Source organism: Actinomadura meyerae, from assembly GCF_900188445.1.
Classification (GTDB): Bacteria; Actinomycetota; Actinomycetes; order Streptosporangiales; family Streptosporangiaceae; genus Spirillospora; species Spirillospora meyerae.
This window is the reverse complement of the sequence record NZ_FZOR01000031.1, coordinates 57,598-79,712: the sequence shown is the minus strand read 5'-3', so window position 1 is coordinate 79,712 and position 22,115 is coordinate 57,598. Positions and strand designations below refer to the sequence as shown.

Here is a 22,115-nt window from a genome sequence, read left to right as displayed (position 1 = left end):
GCAGGTCTGATCGACTCCGCAGGTCTGATCAACTCCGCGCGCCGGGACGTAGGGTGGACGGCCGAAACCCCTTGAGGAGCCCGGATGACGCACGAACTCACGCTGATGGCCGTCCACGCCCACCCGGACGACGAGGTCCTCGGAACCGGCGGCCTGCTGGCCCGCAGCGCCGCCGAGGGGATCCGGACGGTTTTGGTCACCTGCACCAACGGCGAGCAGGGCGACGACTCCGGCGGCGTGAAGCCCGGCGAGCCCGGCCACGACGCCGAGGAGGTCGCGCGGCGCCGCCTCGGCGAGCTCCGCGAGTCGGCCGCGCTGCTCGGCATCGGCCACGTGGAGCTGCTCGGCTACCGCGACTCCGGCATGGACGGCTGGGCGGCCAACGACGACCCGCGCGCGTTCGCGAACGTCCCGCTCGACGAGTCCGCGGGGAGGCTGGCCGAGCTGATGGAGCGGTACCGGCCGCAGGTGGTCGTCACCTACGACGAGAACGGCGGCTACGGGCACCCCGACCACATCCAGGCGCACCGCGTCGCGCTGGCCGCCGCGGAGCGGACCGGGATCCCCGACAAGCTGTACTACACCGCCATCCCCCGCTCGGGCATCGAGCAGATGACCGACGCCGTCAAGGCGGCCGGCGTCGAGATCGACTTCGACCCGCCGGACGACTTCGGCACCCCCGACGAGCTGATCACCGGCGTGGTCGACGTCTCCGCGCACGTGGACGCCAAGCGCAAGGCGCTGGAGGCGCACGCCAGCCAGGGCGAGAACATCTTCCTGCTGCGGATGCCGGAGGAGATGCAGCGCGCGGCGTTCTCGTTCGAGGCGTTCGTCCGGCACTTCTGCCGCGTCGACGCCCCGGACCGGGAGGAGGACCTGTTCGCCGGCCTCAGGTAGCCCGCGCCCGGTAGTGGTCGAGGACGTCCTGCCTCAGCAGGTACCCGAACCCCGCCCGCTCCAGGCGCAGCGCCAGCGCCGCCTCACCGGTGCCGAGGGCCGCGGCGGTGGCGCTCAGCCGCCAGTCGTGCTCGGCGAGCCTGCGCAGCAGGTATCCGCGCCGGACCTGCGTCTCCGACAGCCGGAACGACTTCAGGTAGGCGATCCGGCCGTCCTCGCCGGTGATCGTCTCGCCGATGTGGTTCTCGCCGCGCAGCGCGAACGAGGGCAGGAACCGCGCCAGCTCGAACCCGTGCAGGCGCTGGACGACCTGGCGGGTTCCGGCCTCGTCGAACAGGCGCCCGGCCATCACCGCGTCGTGGAACGACGCCCACTCGTCCCGCTGGAGCTCGGCGGCGGCCCGCAGGTCCGCCAGGGACCGGATCGCGGTGTCGTCGATGCGGGCGGTCAGGTCGCCGGGCGGCGCGCCCAGCAGCCCGTAGGTGTAGATCAGCTCGCCGAAGAGGTCCTCGACGAGCGTCGGGTGCAGCGCCCGGTAGTCGTCGGGGTGCGGGACCGCGAACGCGCTCGCCAGCGAGTCGGCGACGTAGACCATGACGCCGCACTGCCCCGGATGGATCTCGAAGATCCGCAGCGCGTCCTCCAGCCCCCGCACCCGGGCGCCGGTGTAGGCCTCCTCGCAGCGGGGCGACAGGCCCCGGCGGACGGCCCGGCGCGCCCACTCGTCCCAGGCGATCTCCGGGCCGCCGAAGTGCAGCGCGAGGTAGCCCTCGACGGCCAGGTGCAGGGGCAGGAAGCGGAGCCGGTCCTTGCTCGCCTTGCGCGCCATGCGCCGCACGATCCGCACCGGGATGCGCGGCGGCGCCTCGCCGGCGTCGCGCTCCAGCAGCCGCGTCCCGTACGAGGCGCCGGGAGCCCGGCCGCCGTCGTCCCACGACGCCACGAAGGCGTGCGGGACGAACGACACGTAGTCGGCGTCGCCGACGTCCACGACCGACACCGGCTCGGCGTACACCTTGCGGTGCAGCCGCAGGTTGGGGACGGGCTCGTCGCGGATCAGCGGGACGAGCCGCACCGAGCCCCACACCTGCGCGGGGCCCGTCTCCAGGCCGCCCAGTTCGAACGTCATGCCCGCACTCCCAGGAACCGGGCGACGCGGTCGTCGAGGTGGGCCAGCAGCTTGGCGAGCCCGACCCGCCCCTCGGCGAACCGCGCCAGCTCCACCAGCGTGGCGAGGTTCCCGGCGTCGCGGATGCCCGCCGTCGGGACGCCCGGGGCCAGCCGCCGCACCTCGAAGCCCTCCGCGTCGTACACCGGGTTGAGGTGCACGATCAGCATCCGGTGGCCGGGCGCCAGCCGGTGGCCCGGGTCGAGCCTGGTCCGCCAGATCCGCAGCACGTCGGCGGCGAGGCCGGGCGGCGCGTTGTCCCAGCCGTCGGAGACGATCAGGAGACGCTCGGGGGCGGTGTCGAGCGCGTCGATGATCCGCAGGCCGAGCGGCGTCGGGCCGGACGGGTAGAGCAGCAGCTCGTCGGCGCGGCCCGACGTCCACAGCGGCGTGTAGTCCTTCGCCAGCGCCTCCAGCAGGTAGTGCACCGCGAGCGCGACCGCGAGCGGGCGGCGGCGCTTCTCCCCCGATCCGAGGGAGGAGTAGCTGTCGTCCAGGACGGCGGTGACCCGGCCCCACGACCCGCGGGCCGCGCCGGCGAGCCGCCCGGCCGCGGTGCGCAGCGCCTGGGACAGCTCGGCGCGCCGCGCGGCCCGCTCGTCCAGCGGCAGCGACAGCACGTACGTCGCGAGCCGCGTCAGCGGCATCTCAGAGAGGTCCGCCGGGACGCCGGCGCCCTGCGCGCGCAGCCGCTCCAGCCGCGTCATCCGCGGCTCGATCCGCTCCAGGAACACCTCGCGCGGGATCCCGTGCTTGGCCGCGAAGCCCTCCGCGACCGTGTACGGCAGCTCGTAGATCGCGGCCTGCTCGTAGTGCGCCCGGCGCCACTGCTCGAAGATCGGCGTCTCGAACGCCTTGACCGCCCGCGGCGCGAACAGGAAGCAGTGCTGCTCCCGGTCGAAGCGCAGGTGCGCGTGCCGCGCCACGTCCTTCACCGCGCCCCGGTACTTGACGAGGTCGAACGCGGGGTCGCGGCGCCCGGCCATCCAGTCGCGGATGATCGCGCGCGTCCGCCGGTTGTTCACCCCGAGCCGCCGCAGCTCCCGGAAGAGCCGGTACACGCGCTGCCGCGGCATCCGCTCCAGCCGCCGCGCGATCAGCCGCCCCTCCCGCCTGCGCCGCTCGACCGGGACGTCCCCGGCCCGCACCAGCAGGTTCCGGATGATGATCGCCGCGTTGTGGTCGTTGACGTCCAGCGCGAGCGCGGCCGCGTACACCTCGCGGTAGTTCTCCAGCATGTACTCGTGCAGGAAGCCGAGGCTGAGCCGCTGCTCTCCCCCGCCGGCGTGGAACTCCCGCTGCCCGGTCGAGGTGATCGCCGCGTTGACGAACATCAGCACGTCCTCGCACGCGACGAGGTCCGCGAACGTCTCGCTCATCGTTTCCCAGGCTCGCTCGGGGGGAGGGAGGCGCCGGCCGGGGAAGGGAAGCGCGAGCTGCGAATCATCACTGTAAAGGTGGGTTCCGGAAGTCGCACCGAAGTCCCGCGGCCGGCCCCCGAACCGTAACACCGCCCCCCGCCCCCGAGCCTCCGAATAACCCGCCGCGGGCCGCAGAGGCCGGCGTTCGGGTCGGGGGCGGGGCGCCCGGGTCAGGGGCGGTAGGTGCCGAAGTACCAGGTGTTGCCGTCGGGGTCGCGGGCCGCGTAGTCGCGGGAGCCGTAGTCCTGGTCGGTGAGGGGGCTGATGATCTCGGCGCCGGCGGCCTTCGCGCGGTCGTGGTGGGCGTCGGGGTCGTCGACGGCGACGTAGACCGACGCCGGCGACTTCGCGGCGGAGCCGAACATCACCAGGCCGGTGTCGAAGCGCATCTCGGCGTGGACGATCTTGCCGGTGCCGTCCCTGTGCGCGGCGACCTCGGTGAAGCCGAACGCCTTCTCCAGCCACGCCATCGTCCGCGCCGGGTCGGCGGACCTGATCAGCGGGTAGAAGGTCCGGCGGATCTCGCTCGTCATGTCGTCCTCCCTGGGTGTGGCATGCCCAGTGTGCGGGGCGCGGATCCGCCCCGTCTTGGACGGATGTCACCTCATCCGCGGGCGGCGTCGCGCTCGGCGGCGAGGCGGCGGGTCTCGGGCGAGACGGGGGCGCCGAGGATCGCCGCGACGACGTCGATCAGGTAGCTGGTGAACAGCCGGTCGTCGGTGCGGGGGCCGGAGCGGGCGCGGCGGGCCAGCTCGATCGAGGCGTACAGGATGGCGGTGAAGCGGCGGTGCAGGCGGGCCGCGTCCTCTTCCAGGAGGGGTTCGACGAGGTTCCGCCACCGGCACAGGCTGTCGCGGGGGTCGTCCAGGACGGCCACGGGGACGAGCGGGTCCGGCCGGTTCACCACGTCCGCCCAGATCTGCAGGTAGGCCCGGCCGGACGGGTCGGCCAGGCGGGCCGCGAGCGGGCGGACGAGGGCGGCGGCGAGGGGCCGGACGCCCCGCTCGCCGTCCTCGTAGGCGTCGAGCAGGGCGTGCCGGCGGGCCTCCACGTCGGGGGCGTGCCGGGCGAAGATCGCGCTGAGGATGCCCGCGCGGTCCCCGAAGTGGTACTGGACGGCCGTGGCGTTGCGGGCGCCGGCCTCCTGGAGGATCTCCCGGAGGCTGACGGCGTCGACGCCGCGCGCGGCGTAGAGGGCCTCGGCGGCGTCCAGCAGCCGCTCGCGCGTGTCACTCATCGGCGATCGCGAGCTCCAGGGCCTCGGCGAAGCGCTCGCGGGCGGCCTCCCGGCGCGTCGGGAGGTGCCCGGAGGGCCAGAGGCCCTCGACCGGCTCGACGTCGCGCAGCAGCTGCCGGGCCAGGGTGATCTTGTGGACCTCGGTGGGGCCGTCGGCGATGCCGAGCGCCTCGGCGGCCAGCAGCATGCCCGCGAACGGCATCTCGTTGGAGACGCCGAGGGCGCCGTGCAGGTGCATCGCGCGCTGGACGACGTCGTGGTAGACCTTCGGCATCGCGGCCTTGACGGCGGCGATGTCCTTGCGGACCCTCCGGTAGTCCCCGTGCTTGTCGATCAGCCACGCGGTGCGCAGGACGAGCAGCCGGAACTGCTCGATCTCGATCCAGCTGTCGGCGATCTTCTCGCGGGTCATCTGCATCTTGGCCAGGGCGCCGAACCGGGTCTGCCGGGAGACGGCGCGCTCCAGCATCATGTCGAAGGCCTTGCGGACCTGCGCGATCGTCCGCATCGCGTGGTGGATGCGGCCGCCGCCCAGGCGGGTCTGCGCGATGGCGAACGCGCCGCCCTCCTCGCCGAGCAGGTTCTCGGCGGGGACGCGGACGTCCTCGTAGCGCAGGTAGCCGTGCGAGCCCTCGCGCTCGCCGCCGACGCCGACGTTGCGGACGGTGGTCAGCCCCGGCGCGTCGGCGGGCACGATGAACATCGACATGCCCTCGTAGGCCGACACGTCGGGGTTGGTCACCGCCATCACGATCAGGAAGGTGGCGTGGCGGGCGTTGGAGGAGAACCACTTCTCGCCGTTGATGACCCAGCCGTCCCCGCCCCGGACGGCGCGCGTCGTGAACAGCGTGGGGTCGGCTCCCCCGTGCGGCTCGGTCATCGAGTAGGACGAGGAGATGTCGCCGTCCAGCAGGGGCCGCAGGTAGCGCTCCTTCTGCCCGGGGGTGCCGAAGTGGGCGATGATCTCGGCGTTGCCGGAGTCGGGCGCCTGGCAGCCGAACACCGACGGCGCCCACCGGGAGCGGCCGAGGATCTCGTTCAGCAGGGCCAGCTTGACCTGGCCGTAGCCCTGCCCGCCGAGCTCGGGGCCGAGGTGGCAGGCCCACAGCCCCTTGTCGCGGACCTGGTCCTGCAGGGGGCGGACGAGCCGCTTGTAGCGGGGGTCGGTCTTGTCGTAGGGGTCGCCGAGCACGAGGTCGAGCGGCTCGACCTCGTCCCGGACGAAGGCGTCCGCCCAGTCGAGGAGTTCCTGGTAGTCGGGGTCGGTCTCGAAGTCCCATGCCATGGCGAGCCTCCTGCGTCGTTTCCCCGATAATCGGCCTACCTCAGTAAGTAATGCAAGTGCATGACTGTTACCCTCCGGATGACCTTGCGCCGGAAAGGGACCCGCCGTGCAGCCTGAGAAGATCGACCGCGCCCTCGTGGACTTCGCCGTCCTGGACGGGTGGATGGACGACCGGGGCCTGCCGGGCGGCCCGTTCGAGGACGTCGCGCCGCTGGCCGGCGGCACCCAGAACACGCTGATCCGGTTCCGCCGGGGCGGCCGCGACTACGTCCTCCGGCGGGGGCCGGCGCACCTGCGGGCCAGGACGAACGACGTCCTGCGCCGCGAGGCGCGCGTGCTCGGCGCCCTGGACGGCACCGACGTCCCGGCGCCGCGCCTCATCGCCGCCTGCCCCGACGAGTCGGTCATGGGCGGCGCGGTCTTCTACCTGATGACGCCGGTCGAGGGCTTCAACGCCTCGGTCACGCTCCCGCCCCTGCACGCGGGCGACGCGTCCGTCCGCCGCGAGATGGGGCTGAACGCGGCGCGCGCGCTGTCGGCACTGGGCGCGGTCGACCATGAGGCCGTCGGGCTGGGCGACTTCGGCAAGCCCGAGGGGTTCCTGGAGCGGCAGGTGGGCCGCTGGATGTCCGAACTCGACTCCTACAGCGCGCTCGACGGCTATCCCGGCCCCGACATACCCGGCCTGGACGACGTGGCCCGCTGGCTGGAGGAGCGCCGTCCGCCGCTGTGGCGGCCGGGCATCCTGCACGGTGACTACCACCTCGCCAACCTGATGTACTCCTTCGACGGCCCGGAGGTCGCCGCGATCGTCGACTGGGAGATGTGCACCATCGGCGACCCGCTGCTCGACCTCGGCTGGCTGCTGGCCACCTGGCCGGACCGCGACGACCAGAGCGCCGCGCTGGCCGGGCCGCTCGGCGAGGCGGGCGGGCTGCCGGACGCCGGCGACCTCGTCGCCACCTACGCCGAGCGCGCGGACGCCGTCGCCGGGCGCGACCTGTCGTCCATCACCTGGTACGCGGTGCTCGCCTGCTTCAAGCTCGGGATCGTCCTGGAGGGCACGCACGCCCGCGCGTTCGCGGGCAAGGCGCCCAAGGAGACGGGCGACCTGCTGCACTCGATCACCCTCGGCCTGTTCCGCCGCGCGCAGAACTTCATCGGCGCATGATCGGGATCCGGAGCGGAGGGCCCGCGGACGCCCCGCTGATGCTCGCGATGCTGGACGCCGCCGTCGCGTGGCTCGCGGCCAACGGCCGGACGGGCCAGTGGGGCACCGAGCCGTGGTCGGGCGACCCGCGGAAGGTGGAGCGGATCGAGGGCATCGCCCGCGACGAGGAGATCTGGGTCGCGACCGTGGACGGCCGCCCGGCGGGGGCCATGGCCGTCGCGCCCCATCCGACGCCCTACATCGAGCCGGCCGGCGAACCGGAGCTGTACATCACGCTGCTGGTGACCGACCGGGCGTTCGCCGGGCAGGGGGTGGGCACCGCGCTCATCGCGAAGGCGAAGGACGAGGCGCGCGCCAAGGGCGTCTCCCTGCTGCGCGTCGACTGCTATGGCGGCGACGACGGGCGGCTCGTCGAGTACTACCGCCGCAACGGGTTCGAGCCCGTCGCGGAGTTCACCGTCGGCGACTGGCCCGGACGCCTGCTGGCGCAGCGGGTGGAGCCCCGGGAAGGTTGAAATTCCGGGCGGCGGGACGCAGCCTGGGAAGGGACCGGTGCGAACGGGGCAGTCGGTGACGCCCTTACGCCGCACGGACGGCGACCGAGCCGCTCGCCCCGTTCCGCCGGTCGAGACGTCCCCTCGGCCGAGACGTCCCGCCGGGCCCCGGGAGCCTGAGGTCGGTTTTCCGCCAGCGTCCGGCCCCGGCCGGCGGGCAGGCTCGTCGCATGGCAAGGAGATTCCGCTTCGGCGTCGTGGGCGAGTCGATCAGGTCGGGCACCGGACTGATCGAGACCGCGCGGCGCGCCGAAGCCCTCGGATACGACGTGCTGACGCTGCGGGACCATTTCGTCGCCGAGCCGTTCGGCGACCAGCTCGCCCCGATGGTGGCGCTGGCATCCGCCGCGTCCGCCACGTCGACGCTGCGGCTGGGCACGATGGTCCTCGCCAACGACTACCGGCATCCGGTGATGCTCGCCAAGGAGGCCGCCACCCTCGACCACCTGTCGGGCGGGCGATTCGAGCCGGGCGTCGGCGCGGGCTGGCTCCGCGACGAGTACGCGGCCGCGGGGATGCCCTTCGACCCGGCGGGGAAGCGGGTCGGGCGGCTCGAGGAGTCGCTGCGGATCCTGCGGAGCCTCCTCGGCGGCGAGAAGACCTCCTTCGCCGGGGAGCACTACCGCGTCGACGGGCTGACCGTCTTCCCGCGCCCGGAGCGGCGGCCCCCGCTCGTCGTCGGCGCGGGCGGCGCCCGCATGCTGGGGATCGCCGGACGGCTCGCCGACACGGTCGGCATCCTCCCCCGCGCCCTTCCCGAGGGGGCGATCTCCGACGAGCTCACCGAGCGGCTGCCGGACACCATCGCCCGCAAGGCCGACCTGGTCCGGGAGGCCGCCGGCGGCCGCGACGTCGAGCTGAGCATGATGGTGAGCCCCGTGTTCGGGGACGACCCGCGCCGCACCGCCGCCCGCGTCGCGGTGACGCGCGGCTGGGGGGCGTCGTCGGCCGGGCTCGTGCTGGAGATGCCGTCGCAGTTCGTCGGGCCGGCCGAGCACATCGCCGAGCAGATGCTCGCCCGCCGCGACCGCTACGGCTTCACCTACTACCAGGTCCCGGACTCGGCCATGGAGGCGTTCGCGCCCGTCGTCGCCCTCCTGGCCGGCCGGCCGGGCCCCGAGAGCTGAAAACGGGGATTCCCCGGTGATCTCTCGATACCGGGGAATCCCCGTCTTCCATGCACCGGCAGCCCTGTGCCGGGGTCTATGCGCGGCCGGGCGAAAGGACGTGAGCGGGCTCACTGCCCGGCCGCGGGCTTTTACCTTTTGTGAGCCGCTTCACGCCTTACCGCGCGGGCGGTCTCATCGCCTCCGGGTCAGGAGCCGAAAGGCTTCGGGGCACCCTTCTTCCCGGCGCCGTGGCCCCAGGAGAGCACTTCCCACTTGACGTTCTTCAGGTGGCCTTCGCCCGTGCCGGCGTTGTACTTGCTCTTCGGCTTCCCGCCGTCCAGCAGGTAGCGGAAGGTGTAGGTGTCGAGGTCGAGCATGACACCCCGGTGCGAGGGCTTGCCCGGCCCGCGGTCGCCGACGAAGCCGGTGACGCTGCGGCCCTTGTAGGTCACCTTGACCTTGGTGTGCATGGGCCAGCTCGGGCTGGCGAACAGGCCCTTCTGCATCGGCTTGCCGCCCGCCGGGGCGCCGGTGTCGCCGTTGACGCCCGACCCGTCGTCCCAGAAGTAGGACGCGGTGGTCTTGCCGCTGAGCAGCGCCTTCGGGCCGGTCTTCTCGCGCTTGGCGTCCGGCTTGGCCGGCTTCTCGGCGGCCTTCGAACCGGCCTCGGAGCCGGTCTCGACCTTGGCCTTCTTGCCGGCGTCGAGGGTCTTCTCAGGGGAGGTCTTGTGCTCCTGCGAGGCCACGGCCTGCTGCGACAGGAACTGCTTCTCCGGAGCGGAGTCATCACTGGCCGCTGCGACACCGGCCACCAGCATGCCCGCGAGGGCGGTGCCGGTCACACCGGTCAGGACGACGTTGATCGCTCGCTGCTGCATGGATTTCCTTCGTTCGGGGAACAGGGCTGCCGCTCCGCGCCGGGGACGCTCCGCCGGAACGGCGTGCGCCCGTCTCCGGGCAGGGGGAAGCGGCTCCGAGACTCGGGACTCGGGAGGCACCGCCGCGGTGAAGGACCCGCTTGGAACGATCCACGGGCATGGTGGACCGCGCCCGCGCTCAGATCCGCACGACCGTTCTCGGGCATGCGTGGACACGGGCTGGATTAAGCGGAGGGAACGCCGGGCCGGGGGCTCATGGGCACATCCCGGATACGCGCGGCCGGTGCATGGGACGACCGCGGTTCGGCGCGAGGGTTCCCGCCTGGCGGGCGGGAGGCGACGGCTATGCGATTGGCCAGGTCAAGGGTTCTTGGGCCTGACCTGCGGTTGACTATATACGGCAATACCGTACTTTCGCCAAACCGCCGTTTTCTTTACCTTTGCCCAGGTAGATCATTTAACCGGGAAGTGGACCGGAGCCCCTTGGCCAGCGGGCTTGCGGGCCGTACGCCCGGCAAAAAAGATCTTCATGGTCCCGGATCGCGGCCGGCGTCAGCGCGCCGTCCCGCCCCCGAGACCGGGCAGAGCCGGGGTGGATGCTCCAGCGGAGTGCCACAGCATCACCACGACACCCTAAAGAACACACCCACCGCAACGGGCATTCCAACCATCCCCCCAGCGAAGGTAAAGCCTGGGCGAGGTGGCGCGGAGGGCCTGCGAGACGGGGCTCCCCGCACATGGCGAACGCCGCGGGCGGGCCCGCGGCGTCTGGAAGAGCGGCCGATGGGACGCCCGCCGGCGGGCGGCCGGATCAGTGCGTCGGGTAGACCGTCGGCACGAGCGGCGTGGGCCCGGTGCCGCCGGCGAAGAACGGAGCGCTCGGCTGCGGCGGGACGAACGGCCCGTCCGTGTAAGCGGGCTCCGGGTAGGCCGGTTCCGGGTAGCCGGGGCCGGAGTACGCGGGGTCCGGGTAGGCGCCGCCCGGATAGGGAGCGCCCTGGTGGGCGGACTCGCCGTAGGGGTCGGCCGGCGCCACGATGGGGCCCTGCGCCGCGGGGACGGCCTGGGCCGGGGGCGGCGGCACGGTGCCGTCGGCCCGGCGCGGCTCGGGCCCGGGGAGGCCCGGCTGCCCCGCACGCCGCTCGGCCAGCAGGGCCATGAGCGCGTGGGCGGTCTCGGCGTCCATCCGCAGCAGGACGCTCGGCATCCCGGACTGGTCGACGAACGGGGAGACCGAGGGGGCGGCCGGCAGCTGCGGAAGCGCGGCCCGCATCTCCTCGCGGAGATCCTGGGCCAGCCGCAGCGCCTGTCGGTCACTGTCGCTCAAGTGTGCGTTCATCGCGATCTCCGGGGAGTTCACGTGCGGGGGTCCGGGATCATCCTGCTAGGGATGGCGTGCAGGTGCAAGGGCTGATGCACGTGCATTTCAAGAAATATCCCCCCGTAACCCCCATCCGTGTCGATCGTTCCAGCGTCACTCCGTCCCTCACCCGCCGGGCGTCCAGAACGGCTTGACCAGCACGGATCTGCGCGGCCGGCCCCGGTTCCGGACCAGGTGGGCGCGGACCGCCTGTACGGTGCGTGCCTCCCCGGCCACGTAGGCGATTCCCGGCTCGGCCGGCCGCCGGAGACCCGCACGGGGCCGTGTGCGGGCGGCCTCGGGATCCCGGCATCCTGGACGGATGACGGAGACACTGAGCACCCGTGCGCTGAACCGGGCGACGCTGGCCCGGCAGATGCTGCTCGCCCGGGAGGCGGTCCCGGTCACCGAGGCGGTGGCACGGCTGGGCGGCTTGCAGGCACAGGAGCCCAAGCCGCCGTTCCTGGCGCTGTGGTCGCGGCTGGACGGTTTCCAGGCGTCCGATGTCCATACGGCCTTGCAGGACCGTGCACTCGTCCGGGCCACGATGATGCGGGCCACCCTGCACCTGGTCACAGGCGCCGACTACACGGCCTTCCGCCCGCCCCTGCAGCCGATGCTGGACGGTGCCCTGCGCGTCCTGGGCGAACGCGCCAAGGGCCTGGATCTGGACGAGGTCGTGCCCGCCGCGGGCGCGCTCCTCGCGGACGGCCCCCGGACCTTCAACGAGATCCGCGCGCTGCTCCAGGAGCAGTTCCCGGACGTCAACGACCGGGCCCTCGGCTATGCGGTCCGGTTGTGCTTGCCGCTGGTGATGGTCCCCACACAGGACAGGTGGGGCTTCCCGCGTACGGCGCAGTTCACGCTCGCCAGTGGCTGGCTGGGGTCCGCACCGTCCGCGGAGACCGCGCTCGACGAGTTGATGCTCCGGTACCTGGCGGCGTATGGGCCGGCCTCCGCCGCCGACGCCCAGACATGGTCCGGCCTCGCGTCCGCCGGTGCGGCTCTGGAGCGCCTACGGCCCGACCTCCGTGTCTTCACCGACGACAAGGGCCGGGAGTTGTTCGACCTGCCGGACGCGCCGCGTCCCGGCGAGGACGCCCCGGCACCGGCGCGCTTCCTGCCCGAGTTCGACAGCCTGGTCCTCGCGCACGCGGACCGCAGGCGGGTCATCTCCGACGCCGACCGGCCGATGCTCACCACCAAGAACCTGCGCGTCCGCGCCGTCTTCCTCTGGGACGGCTTCGCTCGCGGCATCTGGGACACCGAGTACAAGCGCAAGGTCGCCACCCTGACGATGCGGCCCTTCGAGCGGCTTCCGCAGAAGGCCGTCAAGGCGCTGACCACCGAAGGGCAGGCGCTCCTACGTTTCCTGGAGCCCGACGCCAAGGAGACCGTCGTCACAATTGAGGAGGCGTAGGCGAGAGCCTGGGGGCGGGCGGTGGGCGGTGGGCGGCGCTCAGGCGATCGTGCGGCCCAATCCCTCCCAGTAGGGCGCGCGGAGGTCCTTCTTGAGGATCTTGCCGCTGGGGTTGCGCGGCAGTTCGTCCACGAAGTCGACCGAGCGCGGGCGCTTGAAGCCCGCGAGCCGCTCGCGCGCGTAGGAGAGCACCTCGTCCTCCGTCGGCTCGGCGCCCGGCGCGAGCACGACGACGGCCTTGACGGTCTCGCCCCAGCGCTCGTCCGGGACGCCGATGACCGCGACGTCCGCGATGGCGGGATGCGCGGCGAGGACCTCCTCGACCTCGATCGGGTACACGTTCTCCGCACCGGTGACGATCATGTCCTTGATCCGGTCGGTGAGGAACAGGTACCCCTCGGCGTCGACGTACCCGGCGTCGCCGGTGCGCAGCCAGCCGTCCCCGGCCAGCAGCCGGGCGGTGTCCTCCGGGCGGTTCCAGTACCCGGGGGTGTTCTGCGGCGAGCGCGTCAGCACCTCGCCGACCTCGCCGGGCGGGCGCTCGGCGTCCCCGCCCGGCTCGACGATCTTCACCTCGACCCAGTCGTAGGGCCGCCCGGCCGACCGCATCAGGTGCGCGCGCGGCCCCTCGGGGTCGTGGTCCTCGGGTTCGAGCTGGACGATCGCGCCGGTCGTCTCCGTCATGCCGTAGAGCTGGAACAGCGGCGCCTTGAAGGTGTCGAGGGCGCGGCGCAGCACCTCCGAGGTGATCGGGGATGCGCCGTAGGTGATCGCGCGCAGCGCCGAGTAGTCGCGGTCCGCCGCGCCCGGCACCTGGCACATGAACTGCAGGACGGCCGGGACGATGAACGCGTTCGTGATCCGCTCCCGCTCGAAGGTGTCGACCAGGGCGGCCGGGTCGATGTCGCGGACGAGCACCTGCCGGCAGCCCGCGTACAGCCCGGCCAGCGCCCAGCCCGTGCCGCCGATGTGGAACAGCGGCATCGGGACGAGGCTCGCCGACGAGGCGTCCAGCCCCCAGCGGCGGGCCATCCGCTCCCCCACCTCGAAGTTGGTGTTGCTGAGCTGGACGCCCTTCGGGACCCCGGTCGTGCCGGAGGTGTAGAGCTGCACGACGATGTCGTCCGGCTCACCCGTGTAGCCGGGGTCGTCGGCCGGATGCCCGGCCAGCCAGCGCTCGTACTCCTCGCCGGTGCGGACCGCGCCGCCGGGCAGCCGCTCCGCGAGGCCGGCGAACTCGGCGTCCAGCACGGTCACCGGCGCGCCCGCGTCCTCGACGATCGCCGCGATCTCCGCGGGGGTCAGCCGCCAGTTGACCGGGACGGTCACGGCGCCGATCTTCGCCGCGCCGAACAGCAGGTCGAAGAACTCGGGCGCGTTCTTGCCGACGTAGGCGACGCGCGCGCCGGGGCCGAGCCCCGCCGCCCGCAGGGCCTGCGCGACCCGGCTGGAGCGTTCGTCGAGCTCGGCGTAGGTCACGGTGCGCCCGTCCCCGGTGACGGCGGGCGCCGTCCCCCGGTCGCGCGCGTGGTCTCGGACGATGGACACGACCCGGTACTCCACCCCGGCCCCTTCCGAATCCCATTCGGTCACGTGCCGCCGACCCTACCGATCCGCGGACTCCCGGGGAACCACTGGTCCACGACGGCGTGCGGGCATGACACTATGAGCGCGGACAACTCCGAATGGTGACCAATCCGATACCTGAACTGATTGAAAGATCCATCAATGGGGCGCAAGCTGTCCCAGACGTCTGGAATGCCCCGCCCGTTCCTTCGAAGCGACCGCCGACAGGACACGATCAATGTTCGAGATCTGGGAGACCAGCGAGCCGGCCCGGCTCATCAGCGACGCGGGGAGCCTGAAGGTGGCGCTGGAGAAGGTCGACACGATGTGCCGCCTGCGGCATGACCAGGCCGTGGCGCACGTCGGCGAGGCCGGCCGGGGTTACCACTTCGAGATCAGGGACCACGAGGGCAAGGCCCTCGCGCGGCTCAGCTACGTCCCCGACACCTCCCGCGCGTACCAGAGCGTCGTGGTGGAGGAGATGCGCGGCGACGAGCACGCGGGCCCGTAGCCGTCCTCTGAAGCGACCCGGCCCCGGCCCTCGCGGCCGGGGCCGTCGCATGCCGCCACCGGTCCGGCCGACTCCGGTCTCCGCCGAAACCCGCGAAACGTCGCGGTGGCGGCCGATCGGGTCCGGACCGGATGGCAGGATGCTGGGTGCCCGTGCAAGCAGACCGTGGGAGTGGCGGTGTGGAAGTCGTGGCGGCGGCGCGGTCCCGGATCGCCGGAGTCGCCCTCGGATCCTCTTTCGGACCCGGATCCCGGCGCGGAGCCGGCGGCCGGAGCGGCCGGCCCCCTGGTGTCGGAGGCCGTCGCCGCGCTGGCGCGGGATGACGGCGCGGCGTTCCGCGACCTCGTCGACGAGCTGGAGTACGGGTCCGGCACACCGCGCTGGGCGCTCGCGGCCGACCGGTACCTGGCCGACCGGCTGCGGCGGGGCGTCACGACGGCCTGGAGCCGGGGCTGGCAGCCGGCCGACGTGGTCCGGTTCGCCTCCCGCCGGCGCACCGCCCGGCACGCCGCGCTCGCCGCGGACGCGATCGCCGGCGAGATGCGCGCCTACGCCGCCACGACCGTGGACGCCCTCTGGCACGAGCAGCTCGCCTCCCTCGACGCCACCGTGTGGTGGACGGACGACGACTCCCATCCGGCCGAGTGGTGCGACCGCGAGGGCGTGGAGCACGCCGACTACATCGCGACGGCGATCGAGCTCGTCCACATCCTGGAGACGCTGCCGAAGCTCCCGCCGCTCGCCCCGCCGCCCGGTTCGGGCTCCTCCGGGGCGGGCGAGCCCGCGTCGGAGCCGATGCGGGAGGTGGATCAGCGGGTACTCGGCAAGGTTCGCGCGCTCCTCGCCAAGGCGGAGTCGACCGAGTTCCCGGAAGAGGCCGAGGCGCTCAGCGCGCGCGCCCAGGAACTCATCGCACGGCACAGCATCGACCATGTGCTGCTGGCCGCGGAGACGGGCGACACGCGAGGGCCCGCCGGGCGGCGCGTCGCGGTGGACAACCCCTACGAAGCACCGAAGGCCGTCCTGCTGACGGTGGTCGCCGACGCCAACCGCTGCCGCGCGGTCTGGCATCGGGAGCTGGGGTTCTCCACGGTCCTCGGCTTCCCGGCCGATCTGGCCGCGGTGGAGATGCTGTTCACGTCGCTGCTCGTCCAGGCGACGTCCGCCATGGTGCACGCGGGCCCGCGGCGCGACGCGCGGGGACGCTCACGGACGCGGTCGTTCCGGCACGCCTTCCTCAACGCGTACGCGTCCCGGATCGGGGAGCGGCTCCGCGAGGCCGCGGGAGAGGCCGCGGACCGGGCCACCGCCGACGCCGGCGGGAAGGATCTTCTTCCCGTGCTGGCGGCGCGCGACCGGGCCGTCGAGCGGGCCGTCGACGAGATGTTCCCGAACCTCGCCCAGGGGCGGGCGGGGTCCGTCTCCAACTATGAGGGCTGGGTGGCCGGGCGCGCCGCCGCGGACCTCGCCAGCCTGAACGGGCGCTCCGAGGTCACCGGGGCGTTCCGCCGTCCTTAGCGCACGGGGTCCCCCCGGGGGGCGAGGGGGACGTCCGTCCATGTGCTCGTTCCTTCTCGGCCTTGATGTGGTCGTACGTGGTCTCGGGAGCGGGTCAGCCCTTCTTGCGCCGGGTGTTGCCGCCGCGCCCGCGCAGCGGCACTCCCGCCTCCTTCAGGACGTTGTAGATGAACCCGTACGACCGGCCGGTCTCGGCCGCCAGGTCGCGGATGCTCTCACCGGCCGCGTAGCGCGGAGCGAGCTCGGCGGCCAGCTGCGTGCGTTCGGCACCGGTGACGCGGGTGCCCCTCGACAGTGTTCGAGCCACGGGGACCTCCTGTTTCCAAGGCTGGGCTGCGGGGCCCGTCCCCGCAGCTCACAGCAGTGTTGATCTCCCCAACGTACACATTCCCCCTGATTACGCCGTCGATGCCGCGCGAATCACCGCGAATTCGGCCGAAGCTGGTCTTATCCGTGGTGAACGGCGTGTCGGATCTAGACAGACGGGTCCGGAACCGCTGGCGTCCGCCCGTTCCGAACGATCACCGCCCGCACCGGCACCCGGACCGGAACCCGCCCCAGCGCCGGCACGGCCGGTTCCGGGACCGGCGGGAGCGCCGCCGCCCCGGCCGCCGAGGGGGCCGCCGCGGGGGCCGGGGAGACGGCCGGGGACGCAGGCTCGGAGACGGCCTGGGAGGCGGCCTCGCGGAGCGACAGGTCCGCGCGGCGCAGCGGATGCCGCGGCGGCGCGAACGGGAACAGCGACTCCTCGGCGAGCCCGTCGACCACCAGCAGCTCGCCCGGTTCGAGGAGCCGCCAGCCGGGATCGTCGTCCATCGGCTCGCTGGCGAGGACGACGGCCGGCACGGCGCCGGGGCCCGCGGGCTCGCCGGCGCCGCCCCGCTCCGGTGAGAGCACCCACAGCTCGTTGCTCTCCGGGTAGCGCAGCGCCCACAGGCGGCCGGACTCGGCGACGAGGAGGTTGAGCGCGAACACGGGCAGCTCCGCGCCGATGCGGCGCACCGCCTCGACGATCCCGGCCGTGGTGTCGCCGCGGCGCCGGATCTCGGCCGTCAGGTAGGCGAACACCAGCTCCGAGTCGGTCTCCCCGGCGACGTGGGCGTGCTCGACCTCGGTGAGCCACGTCCGGAGGACGTCCAGCCCCTTCACCACGCCGTTGTGGGCGAACAGCCGGTCGTTCATCACGAAGGGGTGGCAGTTGCGCACGGTCAGGCCGCCCACGGACGCGTCCCGCACGTGCGAGACGAAGGTGTGGGACGGGACGTTGCGGGCGTGCAGGTCGAAGTCGGCGTTCTCGAAGGCGGCCAGGGGCGCGCGGTCGCGGACGGGCTCGCCGCCGAGCGAGAACCAGCCGAGGCCCGCGCCGTGCTGCATGCGGTGGCTCTGCGCGCGCAGGCTCCGCGGCGCGTCCAGCAGCCAGTGCGCCGCCCGGACGCGGGGGCCTCCCGTGCTCATCCCGAAAAGCCGGCACATGTCGTCACCTCTTAATGATCTTTACTGCGGGTGACGAGGATTTTACCGAACGTCGCGGCCGACCGTCCGGTGAATCGCCGGTGTCCCGGGCGGGCAAGGCCGGACGTCCGGCAGCGGGAAGACACGGCCGCGGCCGCACGGTTCACTGCCGGTCAGCGGTTCACCGCCGACCGACGGACCGACGCGACTGGAGGAAGCCATGCCGGAGGACGCCACCACCGAGTTCTGGAAGAACCTGAAGCCGATCCAGAACTCCCAGAAGCCGGACGCCCTGCCCGAGGTGTACCTGCCGAAGGTCGCCACCGACGACGACCGCTACTACGTGCCGTTCACCGAGACCGTCGGCTCGCGCCCGCTCTGGATCAACGTCAAGGACAACTCCTGGGCGGACATCCTGCGCGCCACCAGCGCCGGCCTGGTGAACCGGCACTACCACCCGCACGAGGTGTTCGCCTACACCATCTCCGGCAAGTGGGGTTACCTCGAACGCCCGTGGACGGCGACGGCGGGCGACTTCATCTACGAGGCGCCGGGCGAGGGCCACACGCTCGTCGCCTACGAGAGCGGCGAACCCATGAAGACGATGTTCATCGTGAAGGGCCCGCTCATCTGGCTCGACGAGAACGGTGACACGGAAGGGTACTTCGACGTCCACGACTACATCGCGATGTGCCGCGAGCACTACGACAAGGTCGGCCTGGGCTCGGACTACGTCGACTCCCTCTTCCGCTGACGGACGCTGGCTAGACTCGACCTCCCACCTGCGAGGGAGGTCGAGATGGCCGCTTCGGTGCTGGAGTCGCGCGTATCGACCGAGGACGTCCCGCCGGGCGACCGGGTCTCCTACTGGGAGCGGTACAACGCGCGCGCCCTGGTCGGGCTCACCTGCACGTCCTACGCCGAGGGCGGCCTGCTCGCCCGGCAGGCGAACCTGCGCGTGGGGGCGCTGCGCCTGGCCGACATCCGGGGCAACGCGCATGTCATCGAGCGGACGCCCGGCATCTGCCGCGACTTCCCCAAGGACTCGGTGTTCGCGAGCCTCGTGCTCAAGGGCGAGGCCGTCTTCTTCCACTCGGGCGGGTGCCTGACGGTCCGCGCGGGAGACATCGTCCTGTACGACACGGCCCGTCCGTACCTGTTCGGCTTCTCCGCCCCGATGCGGAAGCTCCTCCTGGACGTCCCGCGCGAGGTGTTCGCAGAGCGGTTTCAGGCGCCGGTCCTGCCCGCTCCCATAGCCCTCAGCGCGGCACGTCCCTCCCCCGCCTCCCGCACGCTGCGGTCACTTCTGCTTGAGCTGACGACGGGCGAGGGGCCCGACCATGCCGACGACCTGGCCCTCGAACTGCTCGGCCTGCTCGCCGCAGAACAGGCCGGTGACCGCCCCGCGTCCCCCACGCGCCTGCTCCACCTCCTCGTGGCCAAGGACTACATCGACCGGCATCTGCACGATCCCGGTCTGAGCCCCCAGCGCGTCGCGTCCGCTCTGGGCATCTCCGCCCGCCACCTCAGCCGCGTCTTCGAACCGGAGGGCCTCACTCCGGCCCGCTACGTCTTGGACCGGCGGCTGGCGAAGGCCAAGGCGGACCTGGCCGACCCGGCGTCGGCCGCGGCGACCGTCGCGGAGATCGCGCACCGCCACGGTTTCGCCAGCCAGGCCCACTTCACCCGGGTCTTCCGCGAGCGCTTCGGCTCCACGCCCGGTGCGATCCGGCCCCGCTGACCGGGTTATCCCCAGAACCGGATTCTGCTGCCTTCTTCGGGGCCGGTCGCGCAGGCTGGCGACGTCCCCTTCCGGAAGGAGCGGCCCGATGGCCACGATCACGTTCCCGGTCCCCGCCACCACGACCTCGCGGTTCGCCGTCGCGGCCGGCGGCGTCCCGCACGACCTCCCGGCCCTTCTCCGCGACGCCGCGTCCGGCCCCTTCCACGCCCACATCACCGGCCGGCTCGGCTCCCCGCAGTTGCGGCTCACCCGGGAGGACTCCGCCGCCCTCCGCTGGGACCCGGGCGAGATCCGCGCGGCCGCCCCGCGGGACCGGGCGTCCGCACGGGCCTTCAACGACGCCTCGGAGTTCGCCGTCATCACCGCCTTCACACCGATCACCGACCAGCCCCGCGGCGCCCAGGTCGCCCGAGCAGCCGCGTACGCCCTCGCGGAGGCGCTCGGCGGCGTCCCCGCCGACCTCGTCACCGGCCACGTCCTGGCCCCGCCCGCCACCGAACGGACGCGCTTCGTCCTCGCCGACCGCTGGCTGGGCGACGTCCTGCCGCCGTTCCGCGCCAACGGCCGCTGCACGGCCGCCGACCCGGACCTCGACCCCGAGGGCGTCAACGGGTGCGCCTGCGTCCGCCTGCGCACCCGCGGCCTCCGCCGCTTCGGCCTGCCCGAGCTCCAGATCGGCGACGTCGCCTGCCCGCACGACCTGGCGGCCCTGAACGTCCTGCGCGCCGCGGCGCGCCGCCTCCTGACCGGCCACTGGTCCTGGCTCGCGACCGGCCCGGCCGGACGCAGCCGCACGATCCCCGCAGCGCTCGACCTCACCCGGCGCGACTTCAACGACTTCTGGGGAACCGCCCGCCGCGTCCCGCTCACCCCGCCGGACCCGTTCCAGATCACCCTCACCCCGCTGACCTCGCGCCTCCTCACCGTCACCCCGCCCGACGACTTCGACGGCACGATCAACGACTGGCTCTGGGGCGGCACCCTCCCCCTGGGCATGTACGACATCCTCGAATCCCCCGCCGACCGTTCACAGGCCGCCTAACGCCACCGGGCGGCATCGGCACGGCCGGAGCGGGCGGTGTGGTCGAGGCGCCGGGGGCCGAGGTGCGGAGAGCGAGGGGTCAGTCGAGTAGTCCTGCCTGGTGGGCGAGGATGGCGGCCTGGACGCGGTTCGCGAGGGAGAGTTTGGTCAGGATCCGGCTGACGTGGGTCTTGGCGGTCGCCTCGCTCATGTGCAGGCTGGAGGCGATGTCGGTGTTGGACAGGCCGTTGCCCAGCGCTGTGAGCACTTCGCGTTCCTTGGTGGTCAGGACTTTCAGGCGGTGCTCGGCCTCGGTTCGTACCGTTGCCGTCTTGCCGAAGTGCTGGAGCAGGCGCCGGGTCACCTTGGGCGAGAGCATCGCCTCGCCGCGTGCCGCGCTGCGGACCGCGGTGATCATGTCCGCGGCCGTCGCGTCCTTGAGCAGGAAGCCGGCCGCGCCGTGCGCCAGGGCCGTTCGCACGTACTCGTCGAGGTCGAAGGTGGTCAGGATGACGACGCTCGGCGGGCGGGGCGAGCGCGCCAGTCGTTCGGTGGCCGTCAGCCCGTCGGCGCGGGGCATCCGGATGTCCATGAGCACGACGTCGGGGTAGAGGGCCTGGGCCATGGTCACCGCTTCGGCGCCGTCGCCGGCCTCGCCGACCACGGTGATGTCCGGCGCCGACTCCATGATGGTGCGCAGCATGGAGCGCACCATCCACTCGTCGTCGGCGATCAGCACCCGGATCGGTTCGCTCATGGGGTGTGCTGCCTCGTCAGGGGGATCTCGGCGGTGATGTCGAACCCGCCCTCGTCCGTCGGGCGGGTCGTCAGCTCGCCGCCGACCAGCCGGACCCGCTCGGCGATTCCGAGCAGGCCGTGCCCTCCGGCGGGCAGCTCGGTGCGGCCGCCCTGCGGAGCCGGGCCGTTGGTCACGCGCAGGTGCAGGGAACCGCGGGTGTGGTGGACGAGGACGTGCGTCCGCGCGGTGGCTGCGTGTTTGTGCACGTTGGTCAGGGCCTCCTGGACGACACGGTAGACGGTGTGCTCGACGAGCGCGGGAAGCGCGGTGTCGCAGTCGTCGACGAACTCCGAGGTGACCGGCATGCCGAGGCGGCGGGACGCCTCGACCAGGTCGCCGAGATCGGCCAGGGTGGGTTGCGGCGCGAGCGGCACGGCGGTGTCCCCGTCGGCGCGCAGGACCTCCACCAGTGAGCGCAGTTCGCCCAGCGTCTCGCGCCCGATGACGCCGATCTGCTTGCCGATGGCGGTGGCGTCCTGGTCCCGCGCCACCTCCAGCGCGGTGGCGTGCAGGACCATCAGCGACACCCGGTGCGCGACCACGTCGTGCATGTCCCGGGCGATCTGGGCCGTTCGGCGCTGCGCGCCCGCAGGACGCGCTGGTGCTGCTCGCGTTCGGCGCGGTCCGCCCGTTCGCGCATCCTGGCGATCAGCTCGCTCTGCGCGCCGGCATAGAGCCCCAGCAGGGCCGGGACCCCGCAGATCACGGCGGTGACCGCCAGCGCCGCGTCGCCGCCGCCCGTCCGCCAGACCGGGACGCCGACCGCCACCGCGGATCCCGCCAGCATGCCGATCCGCACCGCTTGCTGTGATCGCGTCCGCTGCGACGCCATGTGCCGCGCCAGGGTGTACTGCGCGACCATGACGGCCACGTAAGCGGACAGCACGACCCAGCCGGCCAGGGTGATCGCGGCGAACGGCAGCGGGTGCCGCCGGCGCCACCAGGCCGCGGCGCCCACGGCCAGCCCCAGCGGCAGCGCGATCCACGGGCGGGCGTCCCGTCGA

General features: G+C 72.9%; 24 protein-coding genes. 10 read left to right on the top strand and 14 right to left on the bottom strand.

All coding sequences use genetic code 11. The annotated features are described in order from the left end of the window. The first annotated feature begins 84 nt into the window (after positions 1-84). Positions 85-897, top strand: a complete 813-nt coding sequence (locus CHF16_RS27430; protein ID WP_089329023.1) for a PIG-L family deacetylase — start codon at positions 85-87, stop codon at positions 895-897. On the opposite strand, the gene CHF16_RS27425 is transcribed toward CHF16_RS27430, so the two are convergent. The 5 genes from CHF16_RS27425 to CHF16_RS27405 form a co-directional block, all read right to left on the bottom strand. After that, entirely contained in the window at positions 890-2,026 is a 1,137-nt protein-coding gene (locus CHF16_RS27425; protein ID WP_089329022.1) for an ARPP-2 domain-containing protein, read from the bottom strand. The genes CHF16_RS27430 and CHF16_RS27425 overlap by 8 nt on opposite strands. Next, positions 2,023-3,444, bottom strand: a complete 1,422-nt coding sequence (locus CHF16_RS27420) for a hypothetical protein (protein ID WP_089329021.1) — start codon at positions 3,442-3,444, stop codon at positions 2,023-2,025. The genes CHF16_RS27425 and CHF16_RS27420 overlap by 4 nt, the downstream gene beginning before the upstream one ends. 212 nt (positions 3,445-3,656) lie before the next feature. Further along, positions 3,657-4,019 (bottom strand): VOC family protein, encoded by a 363-nt coding sequence (locus tag CHF16_RS27415; protein ID WP_089329020.1) that lies wholly within the window; start codon positions 4,017-4,019, stop codon positions 3,657-3,659. Between the two features lie 71 nt (positions 4,020-4,090). Next, positions 4,091-4,723 (bottom strand): TetR/AcrR family transcriptional regulator, encoded by a 633-nt coding sequence (locus CHF16_RS27410; RefSeq protein WP_089329019.1) that lies wholly within the window; start codon positions 4,721-4,723, stop codon positions 4,091-4,093. Continuing rightward, on the bottom strand, positions 4,716-6,008 hold the full coding sequence (locus CHF16_RS27405; protein ID WP_089329018.1) for an acyl-CoA dehydrogenase family protein: 1,293 nt from the start codon (positions 6,006-6,008) through the stop codon (positions 4,716-4,718). The genes CHF16_RS27410 and CHF16_RS27405 overlap by 8 nt, the downstream gene beginning before the upstream one ends. Before the next feature lie 106 nt (positions 6,009-6,114). Between CHF16_RS27405 and CHF16_RS27400 the strand changes: the two genes are divergently transcribed. From CHF16_RS27400 to CHF16_RS27390, 3 genes are all read left to right on the top strand, one after another. Further along, complete coding sequence (locus CHF16_RS27400) at positions 6,115-7,179, top strand: phosphotransferase family protein (RefSeq protein ID WP_342750133.1); 1,065 nt, start codon at positions 6,115-6,117, stop codon at positions 7,177-7,179. Continuing rightward, on the top strand, positions 7,176-7,694 hold the full coding sequence (locus CHF16_RS27395; protein ID WP_245869305.1) for a GNAT family N-acetyltransferase: 519 nt from the start codon (positions 7,176-7,178) through the stop codon (positions 7,692-7,694). The genes CHF16_RS27400 and CHF16_RS27395 overlap by 4 nt, the downstream gene beginning before the upstream one ends. Before the next feature lie 209 nt (positions 7,695-7,903). After that, a complete protein-coding gene (locus CHF16_RS27390) occupies positions 7,904-8,860 on the top strand; it encodes a TIGR03621 family F420-dependent LLM class oxidoreductase (protein ID WP_089329017.1) in 957 nt (318 codons plus the stop codon). Positions 8,861-9,048: 188 nt separating this feature from the next. Here CHF16_RS27390 and CHF16_RS27385 read toward each other — a convergent pair whose 3' ends face one another. The 3 genes from CHF16_RS27385 to CHF16_RS41945 form a co-directional block, all read right to left on the bottom strand. Next, positions 9,049-9,720: an RlpA-like double-psi beta-barrel domain-containing protein gene (locus CHF16_RS27385; RefSeq protein WP_089329016.1), complete on the bottom strand. Its 672-nt coding sequence runs from the start codon at positions 9,718-9,720 to the stop codon at positions 9,049-9,051. A gap of 811 nt (positions 9,721-10,531) precedes the next feature. Then, on the bottom strand, positions 10,532-11,047 hold the full coding sequence (locus CHF16_RS27380; protein ID WP_143228142.1) for a hypothetical protein: 516 nt from the start codon (positions 11,045-11,047) through the stop codon (positions 10,532-10,534). Positions 11,048-11,206: 159 nt separating this feature from the next. Continuing rightward, the gene (locus CHF16_RS41945; protein WP_281259398.1) at positions 11,207-11,422 is read right to left on the bottom strand and encodes an SIP domain-containing protein; all 216 of its coding nucleotides are present in this window, start codon (positions 11,420-11,422) and stop codon (positions 11,207-11,209) included. Here CHF16_RS41945 and CHF16_RS41535 point away from each other — a divergent pair. Beyond that, entirely contained in the window at positions 11,403-12,500 is a 1,098-nt protein-coding gene (locus CHF16_RS41535) for a winged helix DNA-binding domain-containing protein (RefSeq protein ID WP_089329014.1), read from the top strand. The genes CHF16_RS41945 and CHF16_RS41535 overlap by 20 nt on opposite strands. 39 nt (positions 12,501-12,539) lie before the next feature. Here CHF16_RS41535 and CHF16_RS27365 read toward each other — a convergent pair whose 3' ends face one another. Further along, positions 12,540-14,093 carry a long-chain-fatty-acid--CoA ligase gene (locus CHF16_RS27365; RefSeq protein WP_218826861.1) on the bottom strand — a complete coding sequence of 518 codons (1,554 nt, stop codon included), beginning with the start codon at positions 14,091-14,093 and terminating at the stop codon, positions 12,540-12,542. Between the two features lie 211 nt (positions 14,094-14,304). Between CHF16_RS27365 and CHF16_RS27360 the strand changes: the two genes are divergently transcribed. Beyond that, positions 14,305-14,577: a hypothetical protein gene (locus tag CHF16_RS27360; RefSeq protein WP_089329012.1), complete on the top strand. Its 273-nt coding sequence runs from the start codon at positions 14,305-14,307 to the stop codon at positions 14,575-14,577. 288 nt (positions 14,578-14,865) lie between these two features. Beyond that, positions 14,866-16,095 carry a DUF2786 domain-containing protein gene (locus tag CHF16_RS27355; RefSeq protein WP_218826860.1) on the top strand — a complete coding sequence of 410 codons (1,230 nt, stop codon included), beginning with the start codon at positions 14,866-14,868 and terminating at the stop codon, positions 16,093-16,095. A 94-nt stretch (positions 16,096-16,189) separates the two neighbouring features. On the opposite strand, the gene CHF16_RS27350 is transcribed toward CHF16_RS27355, so the two are convergent. Together CHF16_RS27350 and CHF16_RS27345 are read right to left on the bottom strand one after the other, a co-directional pair. Next, positions 16,190-16,402, bottom strand: coding sequence for a helix-turn-helix domain-containing protein (locus tag CHF16_RS27350; protein ID WP_089329011.1), 213 nt, complete (start codon positions 16,400-16,402; stop codon positions 16,190-16,192). 167 nt (positions 16,403-16,569) lie between these two features. Then, a complete protein-coding gene (locus CHF16_RS27345) occupies positions 16,570-17,568 on the bottom strand; it encodes a class II glutamine amidotransferase (protein ID WP_179271724.1) in 999 nt (332 codons plus the stop codon). Positions 17,569-17,767: 199 nt separating this feature from the next. On the opposite strand from CHF16_RS27345, the gene CHF16_RS27340 reads away from it, so the two are divergent. The 3 genes from CHF16_RS27340 (at position 17,768) to CHF16_RS27330 (ending at position 20,333) form a co-directional block, all read left to right on the top strand. Beyond that, on the top strand, positions 17,768-18,301 hold the full coding sequence (locus CHF16_RS27340; RefSeq protein WP_089329010.1) for a 2,4'-dihydroxyacetophenone dioxygenase family protein: 534 nt from the start codon (positions 17,768-17,770) through the stop codon (positions 18,299-18,301). A 45-nt stretch (positions 18,302-18,346) separates the two neighbouring features. Next, the gene (locus tag CHF16_RS27335; RefSeq protein WP_089329009.1) at positions 18,347-19,288 is read left to right on the top strand and encodes a helix-turn-helix domain-containing protein; all 942 of its coding nucleotides are present in this window, start codon (positions 18,347-18,349) and stop codon (positions 19,286-19,288) included. 88 nt (positions 19,289-19,376) lie between these two features. Beyond that, the gene (locus CHF16_RS27330) at positions 19,377-20,333 is read left to right on the top strand and encodes a hypothetical protein (RefSeq protein WP_089329008.1); all 957 of its coding nucleotides are present in this window, start codon (positions 19,377-19,379) and stop codon (positions 20,331-20,333) included. A gap of 79 nt (positions 20,334-20,412) precedes the next feature. Here CHF16_RS27330 and CHF16_RS27325 read toward each other — a convergent pair whose 3' ends face one another. From CHF16_RS27325 to CHF16_RS40985, 3 genes are read right to left on the bottom strand one after another with little or no spacing between them, the layout of a single operon-like run. Further along, complete coding sequence (locus tag CHF16_RS27325; RefSeq protein WP_089329007.1) at positions 20,413-21,069, bottom strand: response regulator; 657 nt, start codon at positions 21,067-21,069, stop codon at positions 20,413-20,415. Then, the gene (locus CHF16_RS40990) at positions 21,066-21,662 is read right to left on the bottom strand and encodes a sensor histidine kinase (protein WP_218826859.1); all 597 of its coding nucleotides are present in this window, start codon (positions 21,660-21,662) and stop codon (positions 21,066-21,068) included. Before CHF16_RS40990 ends, CHF16_RS27325 begins: the two co-directional genes overlap by 4 nt. After that, positions 21,629-22,069, bottom strand: coding sequence for a hypothetical protein (locus CHF16_RS40985; RefSeq protein ID WP_218826858.1), 441 nt, complete (start codon positions 22,067-22,069; stop codon positions 21,629-21,631). Before CHF16_RS40985 ends, CHF16_RS40990 begins: the two co-directional genes overlap by 34 nt. Positions 22,070-22,115 lie beyond the last annotated feature (46 nt).

Bases quoted from the DNA above. Each gene is read 5' to 3' on its own strand.
- CHF16_RS27430 (WP_089329023.1), top strand. From the start codon at position 85: ATGACGCACGAACTCACGCTGATGGCCGTCCACGCCCACCCGGACGAC.
- CHF16_RS27425 (WP_089329022.1), bottom strand. From the start codon at position 2,026: ATGACGTTCGAACTGGGCGGCCTGGAGACGGGCCCCGCGCAGGTGTGG.
- CHF16_RS27420 (WP_089329021.1), bottom strand. From the start codon at position 3,444: ATGAGCGAGACGTTCGCGGACCTCGTCGCGTGCGAGGACGTGCTGATG.
- CHF16_RS27415 (WP_089329020.1), bottom strand. From the start codon at position 4,019: ATGACGAGCGAGATCCGCCGGACCTTCTACCCGCTGATCAGGTCCGCC.
- CHF16_RS27410 (WP_089329019.1), bottom strand. From the start codon at position 4,723: ATGAGTGACACGCGCGAGCGGCTGCTGGACGCCGCCGAGGCCCTCTAC.
- CHF16_RS27405 (WP_089329018.1), bottom strand. From the start codon at position 6,008: ATGGCATGGGACTTCGAGACCGACCCCGACTACCAGGAACTCCTCGAC.
- CHF16_RS27395 (WP_245869305.1), top strand. From the start codon at position 7,176: ATGATCGGGATCCGGAGCGGAGGGCCCGCGGACGCCCCGCTGATGCTC.
- CHF16_RS27390 (WP_089329017.1), top strand. From the start codon at position 7,904: ATGGCAAGGAGATTCCGCTTCGGCGTCGTGGGCGAGTCGATCAGGTCG.
- CHF16_RS27385 (WP_089329016.1), bottom strand. From the start codon at position 9,720: ATGCAGCAGCGAGCGATCAACGTCGTCCTGACCGGTGTGACCGGCACC.
- CHF16_RS41535 (WP_089329014.1), top strand. From the start codon at position 11,403: ATGACGGAGACACTGAGCACCCGTGCGCTGAACCGGGCGACGCTGGCC.
- CHF16_RS27360 (WP_089329012.1), top strand. From the start codon at position 14,305: ATGTTCGAGATCTGGGAGACCAGCGAGCCGGCCCGGCTCATCAGCGAC.
- CHF16_RS27345 (WP_179271724.1), bottom strand. From the start codon at position 17,568: ATGTGCCGGCTTTTCGGGATGAGCACGGGAGGCCCCCGCGTCCGGGCG.
- CHF16_RS27340 (WP_089329010.1), top strand. From the start codon at position 17,768: ATGCCGGAGGACGCCACCACCGAGTTCTGGAAGAACCTGAAGCCGATC.
- CHF16_RS27335 (WP_089329009.1), top strand. From the start codon at position 18,347: ATGGCCGCTTCGGTGCTGGAGTCGCGCGTATCGACCGAGGACGTCCCG.
- CHF16_RS27330 (WP_089329008.1), top strand. From the start codon at position 19,377: ATGGCCACGATCACGTTCCCGGTCCCCGCCACCACGACCTCGCGGTTC.
- CHF16_RS27325 (WP_089329007.1), bottom strand. From the start codon at position 21,069: ATGAGCGAACCGATCCGGGTGCTGATCGCCGACGACGAGTGGATGGTG.
- CHF16_RS40990 (WP_218826859.1), bottom strand. From the start codon at position 21,662: ATGCACGACGTGGTCGCGCACCGGGTGTCGCTGATGGTCCTGCACGCC.